The organism is Streptomyces sp. NBC_01352 (genome assembly GCF_036237295.1).
Classification (GTDB): domain Bacteria; phylum Actinomycetota; class Actinomycetes; order Streptomycetales; family Streptomycetaceae; genus Streptomyces; species Streptomyces plumbiresistens.
Genome location: NZ_CP108354.1, coordinates 10350781 through 10364259 on the forward strand (window position 1 = coordinate 10350781; position 13479 = coordinate 10364259).

Consider the following 13479-nt stretch of genomic DNA (forward strand, 5'->3'; position numbering starts at 1 on the left):
GCGTGTATACATGATGTGTATAGTGCCTCGAAAATCAGCCCCGGCCCGAAGGCCAGGGCATGGTCTGTTGCCGGTCAAGACGCGGACGGAGCCGAACGGGTTGCCCGTGAGGCGCAGATCACTGCATGAGGTCTCAGTGCTGCTGGGGTTTCTGGAGCGTGGCCTCGCTGGGCCGGACCACGACATATCCCTGGCCCTCGAGCATCAGCTGCACGGCCTCGCCGGAACCGCCGCGCAGCATCGACCCGATGGACTGCGAGCGGTGCAGCGAGGTGTTCAGGCCCGCCGTCCAGCCGACGACCGCGTCCGTGTCGACGTACACCGGGTACTGCGGCGAGACCGGAATGACCAGCGGAGTGCCGTCGCACACCAGGCCGAGCTTGCCGTGCCCGGTGAACACGCTGTTGAACAGACCACCGCCGGTCATGCCGGCGCCCTTCACGGTGGCGATGCGGTACGACAACGAGGCGTCGAAACACAGGACGTTGCGGCCGTTGACGGTGAACTCGTCTCCGGGGTCGATCTCGACGACGAAGCAGCTCTGCGCCTCGTGCGCGAACCACGCCTCGCCCTGCCCGCGCACCGCCATGAGGGGGAGCCCCTCACCGGTGACCGCGCGCTTGAGCATGCCGCCCACGCCCTGGCCCTTGCGCTCGAACTGGAGATTGCCGCGGTAGGCGACCATCGCCCCCTGGCGGGCGAGCATCTCGCCGTGCACCGCGTACTTGATGCACTTGGAGTTCTCGACCGTCATGCCCGGCGCTGTGGCCGGCTGCACCATGTGCTCGCTGGAAAACAGGTCACCCTTCATGCAGGCATCCTGGCCCGGAGGGATGCCTTCCGCCAAGATCGCGGGTGGGGCGTTTCTTCGAGGACGGCTGGGGGGACGGCTGGGGGCGTCTGCCTCAGGCGCCGAACAGCTGTGTCCAGTACGTGCCCGCGGGGCCGCCGCCCGCGAAGCCGACCCCTATGTGGGTGAAGCCGGGCTTGAGGATGTTGGCACGGTGACCGGGGCTGTTCATCCAGCCCTCCACGACCTCGGCGGGGGAACGCTGGCCGCAGGCGATGTTCTCGCCGATCGAGCGCCGGGTGGAACCCGCCGCGGCGGCCCGGTCCCAGGGCTGGGTGCCTTCGGGCGAGGTGTGGGAGTAGAACGCGCGGGCCGCCATGTCCGTGCTGTAGGCCTGCGCGGCGGCGGTCAGCGGCGGGTCCGGCGCGAGGGGCGGCAGCCCGGCCCGGGCACGCTCCCGGTTGGTGAGCTCGACGACATCGGCCTGCGCGCGCGCCAGTTCGGCCGGAGTGAGGGGCCTGGCCCACAGGGCGGTCCAGAACGTGTCGCCGGAGCGGCTGTCGGTGACGTACCCCAGACCCGCGTGGGTGAACGCCCGGTTGTGCAGGGTGCGCCGCGGCTGTTCGGTGCGCAGGCAGTACGCGACGAACTCGGCCGGCGTGCGCGGGCCGGACACCAGGTGCTCGCCGACGGTGACATACGCGTATCCGGCGGCGGTGACCCGCTGGTGGACGGAGACCCCGTCCGCGCCCTCGACGCCGAGCCGCCCCGCCGAGGCCATGGCGGACGCGTGGGCGCGCGCCGCGGCGGCCAGGCGGGCATCGAGGGCGACCGGCGGTGCACCGACCGCGGCCCGGGCGGAGTTGACGAGGCCGAGGAAGCCGTCGGGGTCGGGTGCCGACACGATCTGGCGTGCCGTCCGTGACGGCACGGACGGCAGTGGCGGCCGGACTGTCGGCAAGGAGGCGGACGGCGTCGGGCGGGTCGTCGGCGCCGGTGGGGCGTCGGTGACGTCCACTCCGAAGTCGCGGGCCAGGCCCGCCAGGCCGTCGGTGTACCCCTGCCCCAGCGCCCGCAGCTTCCAGCCGTCGCCGCGTCGGTAGATCTCCGCGAGCAGCAGGACGGTCTCCTGGCTCGGGCGTGTCGGGACGAACCGGGCGAGGGGTCGGCCGCTCGCGTTGGTGACGTGGAGGGTGGGGGCGGGCAGCCGGCCCAGGGGAGTGGCGGGATCGGCGGGGCTGACGACCACCGTGAGGCGGGTGGCGCCGGCGCGCAGCCGCGACGGGTCGACGATCAGGGTGTCGCCGTGCAGGCGGGCGCCCTGCGTGGCCGGCTGGTTGTAGAAGACGAAGTCGTCGTCGCCCCCGACCTTGCCGTCGTCGTCCGTGATGAGCGCGGACACGTCGAACGGGCCGGGGACCCGGACGGTGACGGCACCGCCCGGGAGGGGCAGATTGCCCCCGGGGACCAACTCGCTCATCGTGCCGCCCTGCTGTCGTCGCTCGGGACCCCTGGGGGTCGTCCGGACAACGTGCGCAGGCGCTTGAGCGTTCCCAGCCCGCCTGTTCCGCGGTCAGTCCAGCGTGATCCCCGGAGCGATGTCCTCGTGCCGCTCGACCGGCGTGGCGGAACCACGCGCCGCCTTCGACCGCTTGCCGCAGAACGCCGACTCCAGCGTGCCCAGCATCGTGTTGAGGACCGTCCCGTTGTTGGACGTGGTGGCGAGCGCGCTGAGGCTGCGCCCGCCGTGCTTCGTGGTGAAGGCGTACGTGTAGTAGCCCTGGACGGCGCCCGTGTGGCCGTACACGGACACACCGCACGACAGGGTGCGGCGGCGCAGCCCGAGCCCGTACGCCTGCGAACCGCCCGCCGGCACCCACCGCTGCATCTGCGCCAGTTGCGCGGCCGAGGTCAGCCGGCCGCCGAGCAGTGCCGTGAGGAAGGTGTTGAGGTCCCGGGTGCTGGAGATGAGCGCGCCGGCGCTCTGGGCCCAGGACGCCGTCTGCCTGGTGGCGTCGACCAGGGCGGCGCCCGCCTGGTCCGGGGTGAGGTAGCCGCGGGCGTGGCGGCCGGGGATCTCTGTGGCCGGATGCACGTAGAAGGTGTCGCGCAGCTTCAGCGGCTCGATGATCCGGTGCTGGTACTCGGTCCGCAGGGAGTGGCCGGTCAGCTTCCTGACGAGCATCCCCGCGATGACGAAGTTGGTGTTGGAGTACGAGTAGCCGGCGCCCGGCGCGCCGGTCCGGGGCCGCCGCAGCGACCGCTCCACCAGTTGACGGAGGGTGAAGGCCTTGGTGCGGACCGCCTCGAACCCGGGGACGGTACTCGCGAACATCTCGTTCGTGTAGTCGTACAGCCCGCTGCGATGGCTCAGCACGTGCCGCACCGTGATCCGGCTGTCGGGCAGCAGGCCGGGCAGATGGCGGTTGACCGACGAGTCGAGCGTCAGCTTCTTCTCGTCGACCAGTTGCAGCAGCACCGTCGCGGTGAAGATCTTGGTGACGCTGCCGATGCGGAAGCGGTCGGCGTCGCCGATGGCCCGCCGGGTCTTCCGGTCGGCGACGCCCTCGGTGGCCAGGCGGACCGTGCCGTCGGCGTGGTCGATCCGGGCCAGCGCGCCGGGTGCGCCCTGCTTCAGCGCCGTGCGCAGGACTCCGCGCAGACCGGTGAGGTCGGGTGTCGGAAGCGCACCCTCGGCGGTGGTACCGGTCTCGGAGGCCGTCGACTCCCGGGGTGCGGCGTGTGCGGGAACCGCCAGCAGAGACAGCAGGACCGCCCCCACCACCGTGCCCCTGCGCATCGTTGCTGATGCCATGCGACTGTTCTCTCTTCCTGTCGACGAGTCACATCGGCACAGCGGACGAACGGTTGGAGATTCGCTGATCGCTGCGCGATGCGGATTCGCGCAGTATTGCCCCTCAATGGCATGAAATCGACCATTTCGGCCCTTGCTCGCTGTCGTTCCGCAGGGACCGACCATCCAGCGGGCCGTCAATTCTGCTTCTTTTATTGACGACGGAAAAGAACCCCTCTAGGTTCCCGGCCATGCGCTTCACCCACCGCGCCGAGACCTTCCCCGTCAACACCCCAGCGGCCGCACAGATCTTCACCGTCGTCCTGTCCCAAGGCCCCCTCACCCGCCTGGAGCTGGCCCGGCGCGCCGGACTGTCCCCGGCCGCCGTCACCAAGGCGGTCCGGCCCCTGATCGAGGCCGGATATCTGGTGGAGGACGCCGACGAGGAGGCGCGTCCCGCGCTCGGGCGGCCGGCGAACCTGGTGCGGGTCGACGGCGGCCGGGCGCTGTTCCTCGGGATCAAGGTGACCGGCGACGAGATCATCGGCGTGCTCACCGACCTGTGCTGCCGGATCCGCGCCGCCCGCCACGTGCCGCTGACGGACCGTGACCTCAAGGTGGTGCTGGCCGCGACCGCCGACGTGGTCCAGGAACTCCTGGTCGAGGCGGACGGCCTCGGCGTGGGAGTCCTGGGTCTCGGCATCGCGGTCTCCGGCGACGTCGACCGCGGCGCGGGAGTCGTCCGTTACTCGCCCTTCCTGGAGTGGCGCGACGTCCCGCTCGCCGAACTCGCCGCCACCACCACGGGGTTGCCGGTCACCGTCGACAACGACGTGCGCGCGCTGACCGTCGCCGAGCAGTGGTTCGGCGCGGGCGCCGGCCTGTCCGACTTCGCCGTGGTGACGGTCGGCGCCGGCATCGGCTGCGGTCTCGTGGTGCACGGCAAGGTGGTCGCCGGCGCGCATGGCGTGGCGGGCGAGATCGGCCACGTGACCGTCGACCCGGCCGGACCCCTGTGCCACTGCGGCAACCGCGGCTGCGTGGAGGCGATCGCGGGGGACGCCGCGATCCTGCGGCGGATCCGCGAGACCACGGGCGTCGACGTCCCCGACACCGCGTCGGCCGTACGGCTCGCCCGCCGTGGAGTTCCCGGAGCCCGCGAGGCGTACGCGCGCGCGGGCGAGGCGATCGGCCGCGGCATCGCCACCGTCGCCAACCTGCTCGGTCCCGAACGCGTGATCATCTCCGGCGAGGGCCTGGCCGCCCACGACCTGTTCGCCGAGCAGATCCGCGACGCCTTCGCCGCGGCCGCCTTCGGATCCGCCGCGCAGTGCGACGTACAGACCCGCCCACTGCCCTTCGAGGAGTGGGCGCGCGGGGCCGCGGCCACCGCGATCCAGTCCTTCATCCGAGCCGACACCCAGGGCGCGCCGTAACGCGCCCCCGATCACCCACCCGCAGAGCCGACACCCAGGAGGTACGACCCATGGGGTCATCCTCGTACTCCGTCCTGCCCGCACGCGCCCTCAGAGCCGTGGTGGTCCTGGCCCTCGCGGCCGGCGCCGTCACCGCCACCCCGGTGGCCGAGGCCGGCACAGCCGCCCCGGAACTCGCCGCCAAGCCCTACATGGGCTGGTCGAGCTGGAGCATGCAGTCGTCCAAGTACTCCGGCCTCAACCCGGACGGCGACTACAGCTACCTGACCGAGGCGAACGTCCTCAAGCAGACCGACGCCATGGCCGCCAAGCTCAAGAAGTACGGCTACGAGTACGTCAACATCGACGCCGGCTGGTGGCGCGACAGGACCTGGAAGCCCGGATTCGACGCGTACGGGCGGCAGCAGGCCGACCCGGTCCGCTTCCCCAGCGGCATGAAGTCCGTCGCCGACCGCATCCACGCCAAGGGGCTCAAGGCCGGCATCTACCTGCCCGCCGGCCTGGAGAAGGAGGCGTACGGCGCCGGCCAGGTGCCGGTCCGTAACGCCGACGGCTGCACGACCGCCGACATCGTCTACGGCGACCTGCGCACCACCAACGGCTGGGACAGCTCGTACAAACTCGACTTCTCCCGCCCCTGCACGCAGAAGTACATAGATTCCCAGGCGCGGTTGATCGCCGACTGGGGCTACGACTTCCTCAAACTCGACGGCGTCGGCCCCGGCTCCGGCAAGAGCGGCGACCAGTACGACAACGTTGCCGACGTGGCCGCCTGGAACAAGGCGATCGCCGCCACCGGCCGCCCGATCCACCTCCAACTGTCCTGGTCCCTCGACATCGGCCACGCCGCCGACTGGAAGAAGTACTCCAACGGCTGGCGCATCGACACCGACGTCGAGTGCTACTGCAACACCCTCGTCAGCTGGGAGAACTCCGTCGACGACCGCTGGGACGACGCCCCCGGCTGGACCCGGCACGCCGGCCCCGGCGGCTGGAACGACCTCGACTCCCTCGACGTCGGCAACGGCGAGATGGACGGCCTCACCAAGGCCGAGCGGCAGAGCTACGCCACCCTGTGGGCCATCGCCAAGTCCCCCCTCTACACCGGCGACGACCTCACTCGCCTCGACTCCTACGGCCTGTCCCTGCTGACCAACCGCGAGGTCATCGCCGTCAACCAGGGCGCCACCCCGCCCGCGCGCCCCGTCACGCCCTCCGACCCCCAGCAGGTGTGGGCCGCGAAGAACCCCGACGGCACCTACACCGTCGCCCTCTTCAACCTCGCCGACGCGCCCGCCGCCGTCACCGCCGACTGGTCAGTCCTCGGCTTCACCGGCAAGGCAGCCGTCCGGGACCTCTGGAACCACGAGAACCTCGGCACGTACAAGAACAAGATCACCCAGGCCCTGCCCGCCCACGGCTCCCGCCTGTTCACCGTCACCCCGCAGGGCGGCGCGCTGACCACGACCGCCTACGAGGCCGAGTCCCCGGCGAACACCCTCAGCGGCAACGCCTCCCTCGCCGACTGCTCCTCCTGCTCCGGCGGCAAGAAGGTCGGCAACCTGTACCTCGGCGGCAAGCTCCGCCTCAACGACGTCGTCGTGGCCAAGGCGGGCACCTACTGGGTCAAGGTCGCCTACGTCAGCGGTGACGCCCGCTCGGTCGACGTCTCCACCAACACCGGCGGCGCCACCCGCCACAAGCTCCCCTCCACCGGTGACTGGGGAACCGCCGAGACGGTCAGCGTGCCGGTCACGCTGAAGGCGGGCAGCAACACGGTCACCTTCGACAGTGGAACGGGCTACGCCCCCGACATCGACCGCATCGACGTCCCGAAGTCGTCCTGACCCACCTCCCCGGAGCGGAGCACCCCATGGACACCGACCGCCCTTCGGACCAGTTGCCCAGACGCAAGCTCCTCGCCCTCGCCGCGATGACCGGCGCCCTCGCCGGCCTGCCGACGTTCACCGCCACCGCCGCGCCGCAGCGGCCCGCCGACTCGTCCCTGCCCGCCGGCGACGCACGCCACGAGCTGTGGTGGCAGGCCCCCGCCGACGACCGCTCGATGATCGAACAGGGCCTGCCCGTCGGCAACGGCCGCCTCGGCGCCCTCGCGAGCAACGACCCCGGCCGTGAGGTCCTCCTGATCACCGACGCCACGATGTGGACCGGCGGCCTCAACGACTCCCTCGACGCCGACGGCCAGTTCCCCTACGACCGCGAGAACTTCGGCTCCTTCACCCTGCTCGCCCGCCTCACCGTCGACCTCCCCGACCACGACCTGTCCGCGGTCTCCGGGTACCGCCGCGCCCTCGCCCTCGACCAGGGCGTGGTGACGACGTCGTACGTCCGCTCCGGTGTGACGTACCGACGGCGGATCTTCGCCAGCCGCCCCGACGACGTCATCGTGCTGCACTTCACGCAGAGCGGCGGCGGCCACCACACCGGCACTCTCACCCTTCAGGGCACGCACGGCGAGGACGCCGCGATCTCGTTCGGCGCCGCCTTCCCCAACGGGCTGCGCTACGGCGCCGCGGTCACGGCGTACGGCAGCGGCGGCCGCGTCGCCGTCGACGGGCCGCGTGTCTCCTTCTCCGGGTGCCGGGAGCTCACCGTGGTGGTGAGCGGCGGCACCAACTACGTGCCCGACGCCGAAACCGGCTACCGGGACCCCTCCCTCGACCCCGAGGGACTGGCCCATACCAAGGTCCGCGCGGCCGCGGCGCACTCGGCCGGTGTGCTCCTGCGCACCCATGTCGCAGACCACCGAGCCCTGTTCGGACAGCTGGACGTCAGCCTCGGCACGTCGTCCGCCGAACAGCGCGCGATGAACACATGGGAGCGACTCAAGGCGCGGGCCCGGGACGGGGTGCCCGACCCCGAACTGGAGGCCTCCTACCTGCAGTTCGGCAGGTACCTGATGATCTCGGGATCCCGTGGCAGCCTACCGCTCAACCTCCAGGGACTCTGGCTCGACGGCAACGACCCCGACTGGATGGGCGACTACCACACCGACATCAACATCCAGATGAACTACTGGATGGCCGACCGTGCGGGCCTGTCATCCTGCTTCGACGCGCTCACCGACTACTGCCTCGCCCAACTCCCGTCCTGGACGGACCTCACCCGAAGACACTTCAACGACCCGCGCAACCGCTACCGCAACTCCTCCGGCGAGAACGCCGGCTGGACCGTCGCCATCTCCACCAACCCCCATGGCGGAAACGGCTGGTGGTGGCACCCCGCGGGCAACGCCTGGCTGTGCACCACGCTGTGGGAGCACTACGAGTTCACCCGGTCGTCATCCCATCTGGAGAGGATCTACCCGCTGCTGAAGGGTGCGTGCGAGTTCTGGGAGGCGCGATTGCTCACCACGACACTGCCGGGCACCTCGAGGGAGGTCCTCGTCGCCGACAGCGACTGGTCGCCGGAACACGGACCGCTCGACGCCAAGGGCATCACCTACGCCCAGGAACTGGTGTGGGCGCTGTTCGGCATCTACTGCACCGCCTCGGCGGAATTGCAGAAGGACACCGGGTACGCGGACACCGTCGCCTCGTTGCGGCGGAAGCTGTACCTGCCGCAGGTGAGCGAGAAGACGGGCTGGCTGGAGGAGTGGATGTCTCCCGACAACCTCGGTGAGACCACCCATCGCCACCTGTCCCCGCTGGTCGGCCTGTTCCCCGGCGACCGCATCCGCCCCGACGGCTCCACCCCCGCCGACCTCGTCGACGGCGCCACCGCCCTGCTCGCCGCCCGCGGCATGGAGAGCTTCGGCTGGGCGAACGCCTGGCGCAGCCTGTGCTGGGCCCGCCTGAAGAACGCCGAGAACGCCTACCAACTGGTCGTCAACAACCTCCGCCCCTCGACCGGCGGCGGCAACGGCACCGCCCCCAACCTCTTCGACATCTACGAAGTGTCACCGGGCCGGGGCATCTTCCAGATCGACGCCAACTTCGGCACCCCGGCGGCGATGATCGAGATGCTCCTCTACTCCCGCCCGGGCCACATCGAACTCCTCCCGGCCCTCCCGGACGCCTGGGCGGAGTCCGGCTCCCTCACCGGGGCCGGCGCCCGCGGCGGCTTCGTCGTCGACCTGGACTGGCGGGACGGCAGGCCGACCCGGGCGCGGCTGCGCAGCGTGGGCGGCCGGACCACGACGGTGGCGTACGGCGATAAAATCCGGACCGTGAGTCTGCAGCCCGGCGGGTCCGTGACGCTGAGGGACCTCGCTCGGTGAAGGCCCGTCTCGCGCGTGCGGCCCGCGCAGTCGCCGTACTCCTGCTGTCCTCCGCCTGCCAGTCCACGGCCACACCTGGCGAGGCACCCGAGGTCCCCGCCGGCGTCGTCACCTGGGCAGCGAGCGCCGACCGCTTCGGCGAGGCCGCCGCCGACCGCGGCTACCGGCTCGTCGTCCACACCAGCGTCGGGGGCCACGATGCGCGGATCCGGCTCTCCAACGCCTTCGGGGACCGGCCGGTGACCTTCGACAGCGTGTACGCGGGCCTCCAGAAGCAGGGCGCCGAACTGGTCCGCGGCAGCAACCGGAGGCTCTCGTTCGGCGGGGCGCGCTCCGTCACCGTCCCCGCCGGTCAGACCGTACTGAGCGACCCGCTGCCGGGCAGACTGCCCACCGCCGTCAACCTCGTGATCAGCATCCACACACCCGACGCGGCCGGCCCGGCGACCGGCCACTGGATGGCCATGCAGATGTCCTACGCCACCCGGGGCGACCACACCGCCGAGGAGAGCGCCGCGAACTGGACGGAGACCACCGGCTCCTGGTTCTACCTCGACGCGGTCTCCGTCCGGGCGGGCGCGGACATCGGAGCCGTCGTCGCCCTCGGCGACTCCGTCACCGACGGCTGGCAGTCCACCAGCGACCAGAACCGCCGCTGGCCCGACTACCTCGCCCGCCGCCTCCGCCAGGCGGACACCACCGTGAAAGGCGTCGCCAACGAGGGCATCTCCGGCAACAAGGTCCTCGCCGACGGCTCAGGACAGAGCGCCCTGAACCGACTGGACCGGGACGTGCTCTCCCAGCCCGGCCTGCGCACCGTCTTCCTCTTCGAGGGCGTCAACGACATCAAGGCCCACACCGGCGTCACCGCGGACGATCTGATCGACGGCTACCGCGAGATCGTCGACCGGGCGCACACGGCCGGCAAGTGCGTCGCGGCGGCCACCGTCGGCCCCTTCAAGGGCTGGTCCGAATGGGACCCGGAGGCCGAAGCCGTACGCCGGGACGTCAACGAATTCATCAGAACCAGCGGCGAGTTCGACTCCGTCACCGATTTCGACCGCATCCTCCGCAGCCCCTACGACCACGAGCGCATCCATCCCACCTTCGACGGCGGCGACCACCTGCACCCCAACGACAAGGGAATGCAGGCGATGGCCGACGCCGTCGACCTCAAGAGCCTCGACTGCGGCGACCCGCTGCCGTAGGTCAGGACGCCACCCCGCGGCCCGATCCGCTCGGCTCCGGAGCGATCAGGCCCTGCCGGTAGGCGACGGCCACCGCCTCCGTACGGCTCGCCGCACCCAGCTTGGCGAGGATGTTGGAGACATGGACGCTCGCCGTCTTGCCGCTGATGAACAGCTCCTCGCCGATCTGCCGGTTGCTGCGGCCGAGAGCGAGGAGCCGCAGCACGTCCTGTTCGCGGGCGGTGAGGATCGCGGCGCGGTCGGCGGCGGAGGCGGTGTCCGACAGGCGGCCGCGACGGATCAGCGAGTCCAGCCGGCCGAGGAGCGGAGCCGCTCCGAAGCGGACGGCCGTCTCCCGGGCCGCGCGGGCCTGCACGGCGGCCTCCTCGCGTCGCTCCTCCGCCAACAGGGCCTCGGCGAACCGCAGTTGGCAGCGCGCCCGCTCGTACATGTCCCCGAAGTCGAACGCCTCGACCGCCCTCGCCCAGGCCGCCGCGTCCGGCCCGGCCACCGCCCAGGCCCACTCCGCCTCCGCGCGGGCTAGCCACGCCTGCCCCTCCGGACCCTGCGGTGTGCCCTCGTCACCGCGCACGGCCGTGACCCGGGCCAGGTCGCGGAGTTCGGTCGCCGTGGCCGCCCAGTCGCGCGCCCCGCTCTCGTCGCCTGCGCGGCGCAGGGCGGCGGCCCGGTCGGCCACCGCCGAGAGTGCGAGGGCGGCCAGCCGGACCGTGACGTCCGGCGGGGTGCCCGCGTCGTCGGTGAGAGCCGCGACGGTGGACCGCATCCGCTCCACGGCCGCCTCCGGCTCCCCCTGCTGCGCCGCCGCGTCGGTCAGCACGATGGCCGCGATGAGCGTGCCCATCCAGTCGAACGGCCCCTCCAGCAGGGCGCGGGCACGGTCGGCCGCCGTGAGGTCGCCGCGCGCCAGTGCCACGTACAACGCGGGCCCGACCGTGTACCCGCCGGCCGCGGGAAGCACCTCGGCGTCCGCGGTCGCCGCATCGACGCACTCGTCCCAGCGGCCCAGCGTGTACAGCACCAGCAGCCGGAGGTAGCGCATCTCCAGCGGATACGGCGAGGACCGCAGCCCGGCGCGCCGGGCTCGGTCCAGCCCTTCGGTCAGCCACGGCAGACACTCGTCGAGCTCACCCGACTCGAAGCAGCCGATGGCCAGATTGAACAGGGCGCGCAGCTCCACCAGCGCGTTGCCCGCGCTGCGCGCCAGCTCCCGGGCCTCCCGCAACCGCTCCCTGGCCTCCGGCGTACGGCGGCCACCGCCTTCGAGCACCGCCAGGGAGACGAGCAGGTCGGCCCGGGCGTCCGCCACGTCCAGTTGCTCGGCGACGGCCAGGGCCTGCCGGGCGACCCGCAACGCGGTCTCGTGGGCACCGACCTGACGCGCCGCCAGGACGTGTGTGGCCGCCGCCCACACCCAGGTGCGGGACGGGGGATCGGCGGGGATCAGGGCCAGCGCCTCGCTGCTGTAGGCGTAGGCGGCGGTGAGACTGTCCACGGTGATCAAATTCCCGGCGAGTGTGTACCGCACCCGGGCGGCCAGTTCGGAATCCGCGTCCTGGTCGATGCCCGCGAGCGCCGCCCGGGTGAGGGAGACCGCCCGGTGCGCCTCCCCGGCGTGCGCGGCCGCCGCCGAGGCACGCAGCGTGAGCGCCACCCGGTCCACGCCCTCGCCCGTGGGCCGCGCGGGTGCTTCCACCGCCGACCACAGGTCGAGGGCGGCTTCGAGGTGCCGTAGCTCCTCGGCGGGCGCGCCGACCCGCTGGGCGTGGTCCGCGGCCTCCAGCGAGGCGGCGAGCGCCTCGGGCAGGTCGTGGCTCTCCCGGTAGTGGTGGGCCCGCTCGGCGGCGCTCTCGGCCCGGCGGCCCCGGCCGGCGAGCAGCCGGGCGAACGCGCCGTGCAGCCGGCCCCGTTCCCCCGGGAGCAGGTCCGCGTACACCGCCTCGCGGGCCAGGGCGTGCCGGAAGGCGTACGTGTCGCCGTCCCCGAGTGTCAGCAGCTGTCGGCCCACCGCCTCGCGCAGAGCCGACTCCAACTCGTCCTCCGGGAGCCCCACGGCCTCCCGCAGCAGGTCGTGCTCGACGCGGCGCCCGGCGACCGCGGCCGTGCGCAGCACCTGCTGGGCGGTCTCGGACAGCTGCTCGAAGCGGATGAGGAGGACGTCCGCCAGACCACTGGGCACCCCGCCGACGTCCGTCTCCGTGGCCGCGACCAGCTCCTCCGCGTAGAAGGCGTTGCCCTCGGCGCGCTCGACGATCCGCCGGACCGTGGCATCCGGCAGCGGACGGTCCTCCAGCGCGCGCACCAGCCGCGCCACCTCGACGTCGGCCATCGGGCGCAGCTCCAGCCGCTCCACGGCGGGCAGCCGCACCAGCTCGGCCAGCAGCGGGCGCAGGGGATGGCGGCGGTGCAGGTCGTCCGCGCGGTAGGAGGCGAACACCGCCAGCCGGTGTGTGGGCGCGCCGCCCGCCGACCGCTGGAGGATGCCCCGGCTGAGCAGGAACCGCAGGAGGTCCCGGGAGGACTGGTCGGCCCAGTGCAGGTCCTCCAGGACCAGGAGCAGGGGAGCGATGTCCGCCACGTCGGCCAGCAGCGCCGCGATGCCCTCGAACAAACGCAGCCGTCCGCCCATGTCCCGCACGGCGTCGGTGCCGCCGCCCAGCAGACGGTCGACCACCGGATGCCCGGCGAGGACGTCCGCGAACCGCTCGTCGGCCGCGAGTACGCCCAGGGCCTCGGTGAACGGCAGATACGGCAGGCCGACATCACCGAGGTCCACGCAGTGCCCGGTGAGGACCGTCATCCCGGCCGCGGCGGCCTGCCCGGCCACCTCGTCCAGCATCCGCGTCTTGCCGACCCCTGCGTCCCCGGCGACCAGCACCGCCCGGGCCTCACCGCCCCGGGCGCGCTCCAGCAACCCGGAGAGCCGGGCAAGTTCTTCGTCCCGGCCGATGAGCGGTGTGGTGAGCGAGGTATGCGACACACATCCATCCTGGCACGGGACACTGACAGCGCCT

The 13479-nt window shown here is 72.1% G+C and carries 8 protein-coding genes; 4 read left to right on the forward strand and 4 right to left on the reverse strand.

Features of this window, described 5'->3' with window-relative positions; all coding sequences use genetic code 11:
• Window positions 1-133 precede the first annotated feature (133 nt).
• The 3 genes from OG252_RS47535 to OG252_RS47545 form a co-directional block, all read right to left on the reverse strand.
• Entirely contained in the window at window positions 134-811 is a 678-nt protein-coding gene (locus tag OG252_RS47535) for an AIM24 family protein (RefSeq protein WP_329344325.1), read from the reverse strand.
• Between the two features lie 94 nt (window positions 812-905).
• The gene (locus OG252_RS47540; protein WP_329344327.1) at window positions 906-2270 is read right to left on the reverse strand and encodes a CAP domain-containing protein; all 1365 of its coding nucleotides are present in this window, start codon (window positions 2268-2270) and stop codon (window positions 906-908) included.
• Between the two features lie 93 nt (window positions 2271-2363).
• Complete coding sequence (locus tag OG252_RS47545) at window positions 2364-3605, reverse strand: serine hydrolase domain-containing protein (protein ID WP_443068463.1); 1242 nt, start codon at window positions 3603-3605, stop codon at window positions 2364-2366.
• A gap of 230 nt (window positions 3606-3835) precedes the next feature.
• Between OG252_RS47545 and OG252_RS47550 the strand changes: the two genes are divergently transcribed.
• From OG252_RS47550 to OG252_RS47565, 4 genes are read left to right on the forward strand one after another with little or no spacing between them, the layout of a single operon-like run.
• The gene (locus tag OG252_RS47550; RefSeq protein WP_329344329.1) at window positions 3836-5020 is read left to right on the forward strand and encodes an ROK family transcriptional regulator; all 1185 of its coding nucleotides are present in this window, start codon (window positions 3836-3838) and stop codon (window positions 5018-5020) included.
• A gap of 50 nt (window positions 5021-5070) precedes the next feature.
• Entirely contained in the window at window positions 5071-6867 is a 1797-nt protein-coding gene (locus OG252_RS47555) for an alpha-galactosidase D (protein WP_329344331.1), read from the forward strand.
• 26 nt (window positions 6868-6893) lie between these two features.
• On the forward strand, window positions 6894-9260 hold the full coding sequence (locus OG252_RS47560; RefSeq protein ID WP_329344333.1) for a glycosyl hydrolase family 95 catalytic domain-containing protein: 2367 nt from the start codon (window positions 6894-6896) through the stop codon (window positions 9258-9260).
• Window positions 9257-10468, forward strand: coding sequence for an SGNH/GDSL hydrolase family protein (locus tag OG252_RS47565; protein WP_329344335.1), 1212 nt, complete (start codon window positions 9257-9259; stop codon window positions 10466-10468). Before OG252_RS47560 ends, OG252_RS47565 begins: the two co-directional genes overlap by 4 nt.
• Window position 10469: 1 nt before the next feature.
• Here the strand turns inward: OG252_RS47565 and OG252_RS47570 are convergent, their stop codons facing one another.
• On the reverse strand, window positions 10470-13445 hold the full coding sequence (locus OG252_RS47570) for an ATP-binding protein (RefSeq protein ID WP_329344337.1): 2976 nt from the start codon (window positions 13443-13445) through the stop codon (window positions 10470-10472).
• Window positions 13446-13479 lie beyond the last annotated feature (34 nt).

Excerpts from the sequence above, each read along its gene's own strand:
- OG252_RS47535 (WP_329344325.1), bottom strand. The coding sequence starts at position 811 with ATGAAGGGTGACCTGTTTTCCAGCGAGCACATGGTGCAGCCGGCCACA.
- OG252_RS47540 (WP_329344327.1), bottom strand. The coding sequence starts at position 2,270 with ATGAGCGAGTTGGTCCCCGGGGGCAATCTGCCCCTCCCGGGCGGTGCC.
- OG252_RS47545 (WP_443068463.1), bottom strand. The coding sequence starts at position 3,605 with ATGGCATCAGCAACGATGCGCAGGGGCACGGTGGTGGGGGCGGTCCTG.
- OG252_RS47550 (WP_329344329.1), top strand. The coding sequence starts at position 3,836 with ATGCGCTTCACCCACCGCGCCGAGACCTTCCCCGTCAACACCCCAGCG.
- OG252_RS47555 (WP_329344331.1), top strand. The coding sequence starts at position 5,071 with ATGGGGTCATCCTCGTACTCCGTCCTGCCCGCACGCGCCCTCAGAGCC.
- OG252_RS47560 (WP_329344333.1), top strand. The coding sequence starts at position 6,894 with ATGGACACCGACCGCCCTTCGGACCAGTTGCCCAGACGCAAGCTCCTC.